Origin of the sequence: Actinopolymorpha sp. B17G11, assembly GCF_040196095.1 — a bacterium.
Taxonomy (GTDB): domain Bacteria; phylum Actinomycetota; class Actinomycetes; order Propionibacteriales; family Actinopolymorphaceae; genus Thermasporomyces.
In genome coordinates this window covers 1-13,648 of sequence record NZ_JBEFTW010000066.1, presented here as the reverse complement: position 1 = coordinate 13,648, position 13,648 = coordinate 1, and the positions used below count along the sequence as shown (strand labels likewise).

Below are 13,648 nucleotides of genomic sequence, written 5' to 3'. Positions count from 1 at the left end.
GACGTCCGCGAGTGGATCAAGAACTGGAACGAAAACCCCAAGACCGTTCGTCTGGAAGAAGACCGCCGAGGAGATCCTCGACTCCCTCGCCCGATATATCGCACGAATTTCAGGCGGAGGACACTAGGGCGTGTCCCGTAGATCTAGGTGGTCGAAGTTCGATAGATCATTGGTGTGTTTGATCGTCATGACTTGACTGATGAGGAGTGGCAGCGGCTGGAGCCGTTGCTGCCGGAGCAGCCGCGGCAGGGTCGGCGTTGGGCGGATCACCGGATGGTGATCAATGGGGTGTTGTGGCGGACGCGCACCGGCAGTCCGTGGCGTGATGTGCCTTCCTGCTATGGGAATTGGAAGACCGTCTGTCATCGGCACCAGCGCTGGTCGGCCGATGGCACGTGGGCACGGATCCTTCACGAGTTGCGCCGTGGCTGCGCTGATGAGGACGGCCAGCAGTGGACGGTCGCGGTTGATTCGGCGATCATGCGTGCCCATCAGCACGCGGCCGGTGCTCCGAAGAGTCCACCGCCTGTGCTCACCACAGGGGGCTTTATCGAATTACAAGAATTCCGGCCCGGACGGGTGTGATCGGGAGGCGTTGGGCCGGTCCAGGGGAGGGCTGACCACCAAGGTTCACCTTGCTGCCGATGCGCAATGTCGGCCGGTGTCACGGACCACCACCGCGGGTCAACGCCACGACTCCATCGCCTTCACCGCAGTGATGGGCGGAATCTGCATCCAACCCGCCCTCGGCCGCCGCGGACGCCCGCGCACCCGCCCAGGCAGAGCCCTCGCGGACAAGGCCTACGCCAACAACAAGGTCCGCTCCCACCTACGACGCCGAGGCATCAAAGCAACCATCCCCGAACCCGCCAACCGGCGACACCGCGGCCGACCGCCCCTGTTTGATGCCGAGACATACAAACAGCGCAACGTTGTCGAGCGCTGCATCAACAAGCTCAAGGGCTATCGCGCCGTTGCCACCCGATACGACAAACGCGACTACATCTGGCGCGGCACTATCGACATCGCATCGATCAGAATCTGGCTCCGCGACCCACCAACCCAAGATCTACGGGACACGCCCTAGCCTCCCGACGCGCCAGCGGTAAGGAACGGTGCCGATCAAGGCCGTACAAGGGCTCGCAGACCTCGAAAGCGTGCTCGTACTCGGGTAGGTTGGCCGCCCCTGCGGGTGAATGTGCAGCCATGGCGCAGCGCTCGTTAGCCTCGCCAGCGAACGGTCTCGACCGAGTCCCCAGCGCCGGCGGGTCTCCGCCGGGTTCACTTCGACGAACGTGCCATCGCCGGTCCGATCAACCTCGACCCCCCACGGCCAGCGCGTCGGCAAGGTAGGCCCAGCATGCGGCAACAGCCCCGAGCCGGTCGAAGGAAACAGAAAGCGGACTTCGACCAGTCTCGACCCAACGAACTCGATCAGTCTTCCGAAACCACAGCAATTCCCATGTGCCTCATCGATGCTGTTGCGGCCCGGCCCTGGTATCCCAACGCGTGCGCGCTGATAGCCTCGACAAATTCAACCGGCCACCCAAAAGGGCAGTCAACGCCGATCCAATCCCGCCAGTTGATCGCACCCGGGGAAAGTACGGTCGGAGCATCCGGCCGTCGCCGTCGATCAGAACGACCGCGCCGGTCACGAACGACGCTGCGGGGGAGCAGTGCCCACCACTGCGTCGGCCACCTCCTCCGGTTACCCATCGAGCGCACAGGAACTGAGTCGGCGATTCGCCGCGCGCTCTGCTCGTCGTCCTGCGGCAGCCAGCCGGTGGCGATTGGCCCGGGTGTGAGCGCGTTGATGCGGATGCCCTGGCTCGCATAGTCCAGCGCGGCCGTCCGGGTAGGTCCGACCACGCCCGACTTCGCTGATACGCACCCTGCCAGTCCGGCGACAGGATTGACACCAGCCGCCGAGCCCCTGCTGACGATCGCTCCGCACCGCTCCGAAGCATGGCGGGGATCTCGTACTTCATCGCGAGGCAGACGCCCGAAGGCTGATCGTCTGAGCACGGTCGTAGTCCGTGACGTCGACATCGGCGAGCAGCGTCGGTGAATGCCCGGCGCCTGCTGCGTTGTTCACCGCGATATCGAGCCGGCCATACGCTCCGACCGCTTCCTCGACCAGGTGCTCGGTGGAAGCGTGGTCGCCGACATCGGTAGAGACGGCGTGCGCTCGGACCAAGCGGCGATGATCTTCTCCAACACCGCGGCGAGTGACTTGCTACTTCGGCCTGCGATCACGACCGCCGCGCCAGCGCCCGCCAGAGCCTGCCCTGCGGCTCGCCTGCCGGACGAGCGTGCCGATGCGATGACCCTGCCATCGCTACAGGGACAGCCGGAAGCCGGGCCAGCCGCAGCCACACCGGGCCGCCCAGGAACCGCAGCCGAACCCGTGAGCAAGTGACCGCCCGCGGGCCAGGCCGAAATCCTCAGCCAGAACGCCTCTGGCCGCGCTGATCACCTTCGGCGATGGAACGGCACCGTTTCCGCTACACCATGGTTGCGCCATACACACCAGTAGGATGAGCGCGTTCCCCAATAGCCCCGTTGAACACCGGATCCACTCATGCACATCAGCACTGATCGCCTGCACCCGGCCGTGATCAACAACCCCGTGGCGGCGGAGACCACACGGCACGCCGACAGGATCAACGATTTACGGGACAACCTTGAGCGGCTGACTTCTCTTGGATTATTGCTTGCCACTGCCGACACGCATCGCGCAGAGGACGCAGCGCTCAATCGGAGGCATCCGGCTGGGCTGTCTGCTTACTGCTCGAATATGCTCGGCTAGGCTCTGCGCCCTCTCCGCCAGCACGGCGATCCCCGCGGTCACCAGGCACAGCGCCACGACTTGGACTGTGCTGGACAACGGCCCGGTAGCTAAGGTCTGGCCCAGCCAGATGACACCGATTCCGATCGCGACCAACGGGTCGCCAACGGTCATGACCGCAAGGGCAACGGATCCGTACTGGCCGGTCTGGTAGGCGTTCTGGCTGAGCAGAAACCCCGTCGGACCGACCACGATCAGGGCGTACAACTCCCACCTTTGCCAAACATCTGCTGCGGGACTCGACGCCAGACTGCTGACCAGACCGGCCGTGACGCCGAAGAGGACCGCGGTGGCAGCGGCCAACGGAACAGCACGTGCCTCGTGCGAGACTCGGGACGACACGGCGAGGCAGGCCGCCACCACGACTGCCAGAACCAGCCCGAGCAGGAACGCATCGGATGGGTGCAGGTCGCTGCTACCGGGCCCTGGTCGCGCCGCAACCAGGAACCCGCACAACCCGGCCAGCGTGAGCACGGCCCCGAGCAACAGCCACAGGTCCGGTCGACGGTAGCCCGAGATCCACGCAATCCCCAAGTAGAAGAGCACCCCGGTCACCAGGATCGGCTGGACGAGACTCAGCGGCCCGAACCGGAGCGCCACTACTTGGAGAGCAAACCCGAGGACGCCTACCAATGCGCCGGTACGGAACGCACCGAGCCTGAGCAGGTCCAGGAGCAGTCGCGGACGTAGCGGCGGCCGCTCGGGTGCCCGGTGCGTCGCCCGGTGCTGCAGCACTCCGGCAGCTCCATACGACGCCGCTGCGCCCAGCGCCGCCGGAACCGCGATCCAGACTTCATCGCCCACGTCCCACCACTGCCGCACGGTCGGTGTTTGTGCAAATGCCACGGAAGATTGTTAGAACCTAGATTTCCAGATTGCTTCGATCTACACGGCCGGCGTCGAAGAAATGCAGGACGCGTCGATACAAATCACATCCTTGAGGCACGGACTGGTCATTTCGCCCACGGCTTAGGTCGCAGGATGCGAACTAAGTCGCTGAGTCTGCGGGCAGGTCTGTGCCGATCCGCTCCCACTCGTCGGCGAGGAGGGAGTAGAGCACAGAGTCGCGCCAGGCGCCGTTGGTGAACACGTGATCACGTATTTGTCCTTCGCGGACGAAGCCCAGCGTTTCGACGATCGCCATTGAGGCTTTGTTGTCAGGTCCTATGGCGGCGCTGATGCGGTGGAGACCAAGGGCTTCGAACGCGAACGCGACAAGCGTGCGTACGGCGTCGGTGGCGTAGCCACGCCTCCAGTGGTCCGCCGCGATCGCGTACCCCAGCTTGCCCGCCTTGACGCCTGTAGGGGCGAGCCTGGCGAACCCGACGAGGTGGTCGTCGGCTGGGAGTGCGACCGCGAGGTAGTACTCGGTGCGTGGCGTAGCGGATGACCGTTCGATGATGCCGCGGATCATGGCGTCAGTCTCCGTGCGGCTCCGGCTGTCGAACGACAGCCAGTTGGTCACTCTGTCGTCGCCTACGACCGCAACAGCGTCGTCGAGGTCATCGATCCGGAACTCTCGCAAGACCACTGTTTCGCCGACGAGTCGTACTGGGTGCATGGGACGCCTTACTGCTGGCTTAGTGCTTGCATCGGGACTCGGGTGAAGGTCTCGATCTCCTCTTGCAGGTCCCTCGCGTCGGCGTCGGCTCTGCGATCGGAGCGGCGTATCGCCTCATGGACGTGCTTGACCGAGGCGATGATGCCGTTGATCCGACGATCAGCAGGAAGTTCCAGGACAGGCGACAGGGCCTCACGAGCGCCTTCGAGCTCGCCTTGTGTGACGCGGGTAATGGCGAGATCTGTATGGGCCCCTGATGCGTCTCCAAACGCCCACTCGGGGTTGTCGTGGTCGGAGTACGCCTCGACAGCCTGCCTGGCGTATCGCTCAGCATCGGCCGCTTCACTTGGTATCTGGGCCAGACCTTCGGCCGCGTAGTAGAGCTGCCGGCTTCGTCCGAACGTGCAGATGCCGCCGAGTGCGTCAAGGTCGTCGGGGTGGACGAGGCTCCAGGCGTCCTCTGCGCGTTGGAGCGCATCATGCACCATCTGGGCATTACCAAGGGCTGCCCATGCGCGGGCTTCACTGACGGGCAGCCATATGGCCGTGGTGTTGTCGGCTCCGATGGCGATCCCGGACTGTGCGTATCGGAGCGAGTCGTGGGGGTTTCCGGCCCAGTAGGAGACGAGTGAGCGAATGCCGAAGATCCATGCTCGGAGGCCTGGGTGATCGGCGCGCTCGGCACAAAGGTTGGCGGTTCGGGCTTGGGTCAGGGCGGCGTGTGGGTTGGCGAGGTCGTGGCTCGCCTTTGCAAGGAGGCCGCTCGTGATGCCGGTCAGGAAGTAGAGCTGTCGCGCATGGTTCGGCTGCTGGTTTCCCTCGAGCAGGGTGAACAGAGTGTCCTGTGCTTCGACGAGTGGTCCGAGGATCTCTGAAAGGGGGCGCTGTGGATATGCGCGCGCGATGTGCCGGACATCGTCGTAGACCTGTTCCATGGCCTCATCGGTCAGGCCCGTTTGTACTGCGTCCAGGGCAAACCTCTTAGCACGGCTCGCGGCCATCTCTACTACCTCTCTCTGGTCACCCGTGAGCGGTCGGCCGCCCGATGGCGCAGCTGGCGAGATCTGTCCGGGCTCGTAGGGGGCGAGCAGCTCCTGGAAGGGCCTTCCGAAGACTTGCTGTATCGCGCGTCTAGTGGACGGATGACCGCGGTATGTCGTACTCACCGCTCCGGACGCAAGTCGACTTAGGTGCCGGGCTGTGATCGTTCCACCCTGAGCTTCGATCTCACTGACTAGCTCCGGGTAGGTCTGGTCCCTCGACTGAACGAGGTAATCGAGCATCGTTCGAGGCTGCCGCCTACCCGCCATCGGGTTATGCCTCCCGTCTTGTCCCTTTGACGCTCTCCCAGCTTGTGACCCTGCGGCAAGCGATGTCCGCTCAATGTCCGGCCATTGTCCTCCAGCTGTCCGACCGAAGCCCTCGAACGGTCATGTGCGCTTCAGCGACGCTCACTGCTATGACCAGTTTCGATTTGTCGGACATGATCCGCAAGGTCGCGAACCTGAGCTTCGACGGCTTCCAGCCGTGCAGCGAGATCTACGACGGCGCTGGACTCTTCCGGTGGGGCCTCCTGCCGGAGCACACGCCGCAGGTGGTCGTCGGGCCAACCCAAGGCACGGGACAGCGCGGCCAGAGTGACTGTGGATCGTCGGGCGGGTTTCGCGCCTTGGATCTGCCGGATGGTGGCGACGGAGACCCCCGAGTGCTCGGCGAGCTCGCGCTGGTTAATGCCCTGTTCGCCCATCCGCGTCGTGAGCGCCTCAGCGAGAGCGGACCAGTCGTCCAACTCCAACCCCTTCTCTGCGAGCCAATGCAGCAGGAGCAGCTTACTAGCGCCATTGACATCGCTAGAACTAGCGCTAACAATGGCGCTTGTGTTGTAACAAGGGCCCCGCAGGTGCTGCCACACCCGCGCAGGGCCCGGAGGCGAACCACGTGATCCGTTGGGAGGAGCAGATGGTTCATGACCAGGATGTCACTGCGAAGGCTCGCGCCGCAGCGTCGGGTGCCGTGCGAGGAAACGTCGATCGAGTTGTGGTACGGCCCACCGGAGCCGGACGACGGCGGGTACGTCGAACCGCCGGATCAACGCCGTTGGCGAGAACGCCGCGCGCTGCAGTACTGCGAGAGCTGCTCGGTCCGGGCGACGCTGGAGGCGGAGCTTCGCCGTCCGGCGCATCACCAGTGGGGTGTGCGCGGTGGGATGACCGAGCGGGAACGCCGAGCCCTGATCCGGGCACGACTACGCGCTCAAGCCGACCAGGCGGTGTCGTGAAGGTTCAGATGTCTGGGCTTCCCGATGACTGCCTTGCCGCAGTCGAAGTTCTGAACCAGATGACCAATGTCGTCGTCCCGCCACGGGAACGGCGTTATGCCGGCTCTCCACGGGTGTACGTCACCGCCTGGATCCAACTGGAGACCGACGACGACACGGACCCCGAAGGGTCGGTGGCCTGATGACGTACGAGGTCAGCGCCACCGACCGGTGGGTGTGGCAGCGACGTGCGCACCTGGTGCTGGGACAGATTCTCCATCTGGGCAGACCTCGCCCGGTTGGGCGTGGGCTTCCGGCGATCGCATGGACGATCGGCGACGTCGGCGCCTTGGTGATGGGCCGGGCGGATTCGACGCGGATCGATGGCGTCAGCCCGCTGGAGGCCTTCGAAGCATGGCGTGAAGCGCTGCGCCTGCAGGAGTTCCGCGACCACCACGACCAGTCGCTCGGGCAGCGTCGGCTGACCGCGTGGACGCGCCGGTTCGACGGGCTGGTCCAGGTCACGGTCGTGGCCGAGATCTGGGACGACGAGGAACCGGAGGGCCAGTCATGAAGCGCATCTGTCATGCCCATTGCCCGTCGCCAGGCGGCAACGTGTGGATGATGCTGGCTGGCGTCGTGGCCGGAATCGCTGTCGTCACAGGGATAGCTCACGTACTGATCGCGATCGGGAAGACCGCGATGACAGTGATCGCCGCGACTGTCGCCGTGCTGGTCATCACCTTCATCGTGTTCGCCGTACGCGGCGCGGTACGCAACCTGCGCGGCGAACCGGCACCCGTGACGGACCCACAGTCGGCAGCGAAACCGATGAAGCCGACTCCGATCGAACAGCCGCCGGTCGTGCCTGCCCCAACCAGTCCGATGTCCGGTCGCCCGCGGCTGCGGCTGATCCGAGGCGGGAGGGCCGCGTGATGACCACCTTCACCAACGACCACCCATCCGGCCGCACTGCGGTCGGTACGGAGGAGACCTCGATGAGCGCAGAGACGAGTTTCACAGGCCCAGACGGCCCAGACGGGTTGCCGTTCGGCCCAGACGAGCCCGCGGTGACAGCGGGTCGGGCGTCCCGGCTGGCTGATGAGCTGGCGGCGCTGGCCGAGCAGCTGATCCGGGTGATGGGCTGGCAGCAGCAGGCCCTGACCCTCGCCGCTTCCGACGTACCCGAGCAGGTGCGGGCAGGCCGGATCGCTGACGCACATCGGATCAACACCCGCGCCCAGGCGAGCCTGCGGCTGCTTCGGGACTGCCTTGGCGAGCAGCACGTCGAGTGCGATGAGCTGGCCCACCAGCTGACGATCCTCCTCGACGGGCGGTCGGGCCGTACGTCCGACGGACGGCGGCGTGGGACGGGGGTGGCCGGATGACCACCGGCGAGATGGCAACCCGGAACGCCGCGTATACCGGCGGGTCGACGGTGACCAGGCTGCCGGCCTGGCTGGCCAGCCGATCCACGCCTGATATGGGCAACTCCACCCGGCGTGGGTTGACCGACGCCGAGACGACCGCAGTGATCATGACCGGGGTCGCGACCCTGCTGCTCGGTCTGATCGGGCTGGTCAATTCGTTCCACTCGGTCGCGGCGGCAGCGGAGTCGTCGTTCGGCCGGCTGGCGTTCACGGTGCCGCTGGCGATCGACATCGGGATCCTGGTGTTCTCCGCACTGGATCTGGTGCTGGCCAAGCTCGACATGCGGATCGTCTGGCTGCGGCTCCTGCCGTGGTCGCTGGTCGCGGTGACGATCTACCTCAACGTAGAGGCCGAGTCCACGTGGTTCGGCCGGATCGCCCACGCCGTACTGCCGGGCCTGTGGGTGGTTGCTGTTGAGGTCGGCACCTACGCCGTACGTCGATGGGTCGGGCTTGGCTCACCGAGCCGGATGGACCGGATCCGATGCTCCCGCTGGCTGCTCGCCCCACTGCCCACGGCTTTGTTGTGGCGTCGGATGGTGCTGTGGGAGATCCGCTCCTACCCCGACGCCCTTGCCCGGGAACGAGACCGGCTGCTGGCCAAGACCCGGCTGCAGGACACCTACGGCTGGCTCGGCTGGCGGTGGCAGGCCTCGCGCCGCGAGCGTGCCCTGTATCGGCTCGGCGAACTCGCCCCGGACGCCACCACCGCCGTGGTGACCGCACCCGCACCCGTCACGGTCCCGGCACGGTCTGAGCCGACACGCAAGTCGACGCGGCGTACCGGGCGCAAGACCGCACGGTCCCGCCGTACGAACAAACCGGACGTCACGGAGCTGGTGCCTGCCGCCAGGACTGCGGCGGCACGGATCGCCGACCGTGGCGAGGACCTGAACCGCAAGACCCTCGCAGCCCAGCTACGCACCGACGGGCAGCAGGTCGGCAACGCCAAGCTCGGCGCCCTACTGGAACACCTACGCAGCAAGGAGGCGAACAAATGAGCACCGGCATGCGGACCAGACCGGGGACCAGCCACCGGACGGTCCGGGACCGTGCATCGGTCGGTCCCAGCCCTGGTCCCGGACTCCGGCGTGACGGTCGTGACCGTACGCCCGGACCGGCAGGGGACCGGCCACGGGAACGGTCCTGGACTACCCGTTCTGCACCAACCCGTTCTGCGTCAACCCGTTCTGCATCGATCCGGGGCGCGGCCTTCCGGCTGCCAACCTCCGGCCGCGCCCCGGCCCCTGCATCAGCTGATCGAACCGAACGACGTCGTATCCGACCGAACAGAGGAGTTCTCATCATGTCCGACTGCTCAGGCTGCGCGGCGATGGCCGCACAGGTTGCAGCGCTGCAGCAGCAGGTCGCCGCACTTGGCGCCCAGGTGGAGTTCCTCCAGCAGCAGGTCGGCGCTGCGCTGGCCGGCGTGCGTGGCGCCGTCGCACTGATCGAGAAGGAGATGGACGAGCCGTCGATGTCACGGCGGGACCTGATCCAGGCCCTTGACCAGCGACTTCGGTACCTGCTCGAGGTCGTGGAAGGCAGGCGAGTGTGATGACCCAACACACCAACGGCAACGGACACAACAACGGACACGCCACGAACGGCAGGCCGACCCCTCCGCCGTTGCGGTTCGTCACCCAACGCGGCTCGGGTGAGGAGCCGGAGATCGAGATCATGGAGCCGGCCGAACTCGCCGACGACCTCGACGACGACGTGGGCGTCAGCCTGGACACGCTGCCCGACCGTTCGCGGACCGGAGACGGTCCGGACATCGAGGCGGACCAAGCGACAGGTGACGCGGAGACGGTCGTAGTGGAGAGCCGGACCGAGGGTGAGCCTGTGGACCCGCCGGACGTGCCGGCCTCGGCGACCTGGACCGCACTGACTACCACCGACCCGCGTCGGGTGCCGATCATCCCGGCCTGGTTGAAGTCGCGGACCGACCGTCGGGCCACCTTTCGGGCGGTGCGGCGAAATGTCGGCTACTGGGTGGGGTTCCACGCGGTGCGGTCCCCGCTGTATGCGGCGAAGACGGCGTGGTACGCACCGATCGGCGCGTACCGGACCGTCTCCCGAGTGCTGCGGTGGGCATGGGCGGAACAGGGCAACTGGGAACTTCGCCAGCACGCCGCATCGACCAATGACGCCTACACCTGGCAGGCACTCAACCGCACCCGGTCCCGCGAATCCAGGGCACGGTTCTGGCTGGTCGGCCCCGCCGCCGCGGTCCTCGTCATCGCGCTGATCGCCCTCGCGGTCTCGGGTGTGGTGCCGCCGCTGGCCTGGTACGCAGCCGCGGCCGCGGTCGGGCTGTTGGCAGCCCGGGTGGGTCGTCCGGCGGACAAGCCGATCCTGGACCGGGTGTCACGTGGACGCCGGTTCACCAAGCTGACCGGCGAGATGGTCCGCAACGCCCTGGTCTCGCTCGGGTTCAGTGCGATGAAGGAGTCCGGCTCGATCGAGTTCGCGCAACAGATCCACCGGGACGGCCCCGGCTATCTGGCCAGGGTGAACCTGCCCGGGTCGCTGGAGGCGGTTAAGGTGATCGACCGCCGCGGCGGGCTGTCGGCGGCGTTCCGACTGCCGGTGGACCAGGTATGGCCGTCCGCAGGGCCAGAACACGCCGGCCAGCTCGACATCTGGGTCGGCTACCAGCCGGTGTCAAAGATGCGCCGGCCGGCCCGGTCCCTGGCCGACCCTGCGGTGGTGACCAGCGTATTCACCGGGCACGAGTTCGGCACCGACGAGCGGCAGCGTCCGGTTCAGACGAAGCTGTTCGAACGGAGCTTCCTGGTCGGCGGCCGGCCCGGATCGGGCAAGACGTACGCGGCCCGGGCGTTGGCCACCATCGCGCTGCTGGATCCGACTGCGGAGTTGAAGATCGCCGAGTTCAAGGGCACCGGCGACTTCCTCGACCTGGAAGACCTGTGCTCGACCTATGTGGTCGGCGTCGACGACGCCGCACTCGCCCAGGGTGCCGGGATTGTCACCTGGGCGCTTGCTGAGGCCGAACGCCGTGGCAAGCGGATCCTCGCGGCTAAGAAGCGCGGCGAGGCACCGAAGGGCAAGGTCACCCCGGAACTGTCCCGCAAGCCAGGTTCAGGCCTGCATCCGGTGTTCATCCTGATCGACGAGGTGCACGAACTGTTCGCGGCGTTCCCCGGCACCGCGAAGGACTGCGAACGGGCGATCAAACGCACCCGGGCGCTGAACATCATCTGGGTGTTGGCCACCCAGATCCCGGACAAGACCAGCCTGCCGCCGAACATCGTCCGCTGCGTGTCCAACCGGTGGTGCCTCGCCGTCGGGGGACAGGTCGAAAACGACATGATCCTCGGCACCGGTGCGTACAAGCGGGGCATCACCGCCACCGTGTACCGGCCCGAGATCGACGCCGGCTGGGGCGTGATGACCGGACTGGCAGCACCGGTCTCGGTCAACTCCCACTTCCCCGACGAGAAGACCACCGCCGCGATCGTCGCCCGCGCCAAGGGGCTCCGCGGCGGCCAGGTCGTCGGCGCCGACGACGACGCCTTGGCCGCGCGGGACCTGCTCGCCGACCTGGCCGAAGTCTCCGAACCCAACGGCCAGCACTGGGCACCCGCCGCAGAAGCGCTGTCGCAGCGGTGGCCAGAGTCCTACCCCAACCTCAGCCCCGACGCCCTGTCCGAACTCGCCAGGGCCAGCAAGGTCCGCAGCGTCGACGTGAAGATCGCCGGCACCACAAGGAAGGGCTACCGGCTCAACACCCTCCGACAGACCATCGCCGACCGCGCCACCACCAACGACAACAGCGGGCAGAACGGCGTCGCCGACCCCACCAGGGCCCGGTAGCCCACCGGGTAGCGGCACCGACCTAGGTAGCGGTGCCGCTACCCACCCCGCAACCTGCGAACACCTGTTCGACCTGCGCAAACACCGCCAGGTCGCAGGTAGCGGCTACCCAAAAACACGCCCGAAACCCGCCCGAGGAGACACATCCGATGACCCCCACGATCGCCGCAACCCTGCTCACGATCACCGCGGTCACCGCGTACGGCATCGCCTGCTGGGTGATCCCGTTCGGCACCTGCCGGAGCTGCAAGGGGACCGGCCACCGACCCGGCCGCTTCGCACGGTCCCGGCTCCGTCCCTGTCGCCGCTGCCGCGCATCCGGACGACGGCTGCGCTACGGCCGCCGCGCCTACAACTACCTCGCCAAGGTGCACCGCGAACGCTCCGGCGGCACCCAGCCGACTACCGAACTCGCCCGCCTCAGAGACCAGATCACGAAAGGAGGCCTGTCATGACGGCCCTGTTCCTCGCTGTTGCGGACGACGGGCGCGGCACCACCGTCCTTGTGGTCCTGGCCGTCGGCGCGGGGGCTGGCTACCTGGCCTCACTCAAGCTCCACCCGTACACCAACTGCCGCCGCTGTGGAGGCGGCGCCAAACACCACGGCGACCTCTTCGGCTACGCGTTCCGGGCCTGCCGCCGCTGCGGCGGCACCGGCCGCAAGCTCCGGCTCGGCGTACGCCTGCTCCATCCCAACAACCGCCCACCCACCGGAAGGCGCTAACCACCATGTCCACACCACGAAAGCCCCCGCTCCACGGCACCGCGTGGAGGCCGTTCGACGAAGGCTGGTACGACGCGCTACTCGCTGCAGCCGGCCTCGACAACAACGGCGACACCGGCGACGACGCCAAGGTCCACGGCAAGCCTGGCCGTCGTCTGCTTCGGCACCGGTCTGCACCTGACCGGGACTACCACACCGGCTATGCCGCGGCGCGCGCACTGATCCGCTACCTGATCCGCAACGACGCCACCGCCGACGCACTCCGGGAATGGATCGAGGCCTCCATCGCCGCGCTCGGTACCAACCGGGCCAGCGCCATGGTCGACCTGATCTCCGAGGCCGAACAGGCCACGAAGACCGCCGACGGACACGACGACGGGCACAACGGGGGTGAGCCGCCATGGTGACCACCCACTCCCGCCCACCACTGATCGCTGGTGACCTCTGGCAGCTGGTGATGGATCGGGCGGCCTGGCGGTGCCAGTGCTACAGCCAATGCGGCAAACGCCACGACCGGGAACGTCCCAGCCGCAGAAACCGCACACACCACCGCCCGGACGGAATCCGCTGTGCCCGCGAGGACGTGCCCGGCAAACCACTTCACGTCATGCCGAGTGCGCCGGTCGGCGAGATCGACGCCATGCGGCTTCCACCTGAGCAGCTGGTCGCCGTCTGCGGCGACTGCCACCACAGGCTCGCCCGCCTCCAACGACGGGCGAACGAGCACGCCACTGAAACCGAGGCGCTGTTCGAACTCGACCCGCACCAACTGCAACCACGGAAGGAACTCTGATGTCGCAGGAAACCACGATGACGGTCGTCGGGAACCTCACCGCAGATCCCGAGATCGCATACACACAGGTCTCCCGTGGGTTCGTGAATTCTGACGGGTTGTCAGGCACGAACCGAGGGGTGCACGGCCGATGATCGGGTTGGCTGACCACTTGGGTTCGGAAGCTTGTGGATCATCGCCGTGGCTTGTGCGTGC

At 66.7% G+C, this 13,648-nt stretch carries 19 protein-coding genes; 13 read left to right on the top strand and 6 right to left on the bottom strand.

Going from position 1 to position 13,648, the window contains the following annotated elements:
- Nucleotides 1-174 precede the first annotated feature (174 nt).
- A protein-coding gene (locus ABN028_RS34065) for an IS5 family transposase (RefSeq protein ID WP_502879252.1) occupies nucleotides 175-1,087 on the top strand; the annotation gives its coding sequence in 2 pieces (ribosomal slippage) (nucleotides 175-533 and nucleotides 532-1,087; 915 coding nt in all).
- Between the two features lie 347 nt (nucleotides 1,088-1,434).
- Here the strand turns inward: ABN028_RS34065 and ABN028_RS35675 are convergent.
- The 6 genes from ABN028_RS35675 to ABN028_RS34040 all read right to left on the bottom strand — a co-directional run bounded on the left by ABN028_RS35675 (nucleotide 1,435) and on the right by ABN028_RS34040 (nucleotide 6,198).
- Nucleotides 1,435-2,049: an SDR family NAD(P)-dependent oxidoreductase gene (locus ABN028_RS35675; RefSeq protein WP_502879251.1), complete on the bottom strand. Its 615-nt coding sequence runs from the start codon at nucleotides 2,047-2,049 to the stop codon at nucleotides 1,435-1,437.
- Entirely contained in the window at nucleotides 1,985-2,197 is a 213-nt protein-coding gene (locus ABN028_RS34060; protein WP_349699484.1) for an SDR family oxidoreductase, read from the bottom strand. The genes ABN028_RS35675 and ABN028_RS34060 overlap by 65 nt, the downstream gene beginning before the upstream one ends.
- A gap of 510 nt (nucleotides 2,198-2,707) precedes the next feature.
- A complete protein-coding gene (locus ABN028_RS34055; RefSeq protein ID WP_349699483.1) occupies nucleotides 2,708-3,694 on the bottom strand; it encodes a DMT family transporter in 987 nt (328 codons plus the stop codon).
- 142 nt (nucleotides 3,695-3,836) lie between these two features.
- Entirely contained in the window at nucleotides 3,837-4,409 is a 573-nt protein-coding gene (locus ABN028_RS34050) for a GNAT family N-acetyltransferase (protein ID WP_349699482.1), read from the bottom strand.
- A gap of 8 nt (nucleotides 4,410-4,417) precedes the next feature.
- Nucleotides 4,418-5,692 (bottom strand): NsdA family TPR-like regulatory protein, encoded by a 1,275-nt coding sequence (locus ABN028_RS34045; RefSeq protein ID WP_349699481.1) that lies wholly within the window; start codon nucleotides 5,690-5,692, stop codon nucleotides 4,418-4,420.
- A gap of 158 nt (nucleotides 5,693-5,850) precedes the next feature.
- Nucleotides 5,851-6,198, bottom strand: a complete 348-nt coding sequence (locus tag ABN028_RS34040; protein WP_349699480.1) for a helix-turn-helix domain-containing protein — start codon at nucleotides 6,196-6,198, stop codon at nucleotides 5,851-5,853.
- 177 nt (nucleotides 6,199-6,375) lie between these two features.
- Here ABN028_RS34040 and ABN028_RS34035 point away from each other — a divergent pair, with 177 nt between their 5' ends.
- The 12 genes from ABN028_RS34035 (at nucleotide 6,376) to ABN028_RS33980 (ending at nucleotide 13,453) form a co-directional block, all read left to right on the top strand.
- Nucleotides 6,376-6,687 carry a WhiB family transcriptional regulator gene (locus tag ABN028_RS34035; protein ID WP_349699479.1) on the top strand — a complete coding sequence of 104 codons (312 nt, stop codon included), beginning with the start codon at nucleotides 6,376-6,378 and terminating at the stop codon, nucleotides 6,685-6,687.
- Nucleotides 6,688-6,695: 8 nt separating this feature from the next.
- Nucleotides 6,696-6,869, top strand: coding sequence for a hypothetical protein (locus tag ABN028_RS34030; RefSeq protein WP_349699478.1), 174 nt, complete (start codon nucleotides 6,696-6,698; stop codon nucleotides 6,867-6,869).
- A complete protein-coding gene (locus ABN028_RS34025; RefSeq protein ID WP_349699477.1) occupies nucleotides 6,869-7,240 on the top strand; it encodes a hypothetical protein in 372 nt (123 codons plus the stop codon). Before ABN028_RS34030 ends, ABN028_RS34025 begins: the two co-directional genes overlap by 1 nt.
- A complete protein-coding gene (locus tag ABN028_RS34020; RefSeq protein WP_349699476.1) occupies nucleotides 7,237-7,602 on the top strand; it encodes a hypothetical protein in 366 nt (121 codons plus the stop codon). Before ABN028_RS34025 ends, ABN028_RS34020 begins: the two co-directional genes overlap by 4 nt.
- Before the next feature lie 62 nt (nucleotides 7,603-7,664).
- Nucleotides 7,665-8,054 carry a hypothetical protein gene (locus ABN028_RS34015; RefSeq protein WP_349699475.1) on the top strand — a complete coding sequence of 130 codons (390 nt, stop codon included), beginning with the start codon at nucleotides 7,665-7,667 and terminating at the stop codon, nucleotides 8,052-8,054.
- Nucleotides 8,051-9,097, top strand: a complete 1,047-nt coding sequence (locus tag ABN028_RS34010; RefSeq protein ID WP_349699474.1) for a DUF2637 domain-containing protein — start codon at nucleotides 8,051-8,053, stop codon at nucleotides 9,095-9,097. The genes ABN028_RS34015 and ABN028_RS34010 overlap by 4 nt, the downstream gene beginning before the upstream one ends.
- Before the next feature lie 305 nt (nucleotides 9,098-9,402).
- Nucleotides 9,403-9,654 carry a hypothetical protein gene (locus tag ABN028_RS34005; RefSeq protein ID WP_349699473.1) on the top strand — a complete coding sequence of 84 codons (252 nt, stop codon included), beginning with the start codon at nucleotides 9,403-9,405 and terminating at the stop codon, nucleotides 9,652-9,654.
- Nucleotides 9,654-11,936, top strand: coding sequence for a hypothetical protein (locus ABN028_RS34000; RefSeq protein ID WP_349699472.1), 2,283 nt, complete (start codon nucleotides 9,654-9,656; stop codon nucleotides 11,934-11,936). Before ABN028_RS34005 ends, ABN028_RS34000 begins: the two co-directional genes overlap by 1 nt.
- A gap of 149 nt (nucleotides 11,937-12,085) precedes the next feature.
- A complete protein-coding gene (locus tag ABN028_RS33995; protein ID WP_349699471.1) occupies nucleotides 12,086-12,391 on the top strand; it encodes a hypothetical protein in 306 nt (101 codons plus the stop codon).
- A complete protein-coding gene (locus ABN028_RS33990; RefSeq protein ID WP_349699470.1) occupies nucleotides 12,388-12,660 on the top strand; it encodes a hypothetical protein in 273 nt (90 codons plus the stop codon). The genes ABN028_RS33995 and ABN028_RS33990 overlap by 4 nt, the downstream gene beginning before the upstream one ends.
- 5 nt (nucleotides 12,661-12,665) lie before the next feature.
- Nucleotides 12,666-13,067: a hypothetical protein gene (locus ABN028_RS33985; RefSeq protein ID WP_349699469.1), complete on the top strand. Its 402-nt coding sequence runs from the start codon at nucleotides 12,666-12,668 to the stop codon at nucleotides 13,065-13,067.
- The gene (locus tag ABN028_RS33980; RefSeq protein ID WP_349699468.1) at nucleotides 13,061-13,453 is read left to right on the top strand and encodes a hypothetical protein; all 393 of its coding nucleotides are present in this window, start codon (nucleotides 13,061-13,063) and stop codon (nucleotides 13,451-13,453) included. The genes ABN028_RS33985 and ABN028_RS33980 overlap by 7 nt, the downstream gene beginning before the upstream one ends.
- Nucleotides 13,454-13,648 lie beyond the last annotated feature (195 nt).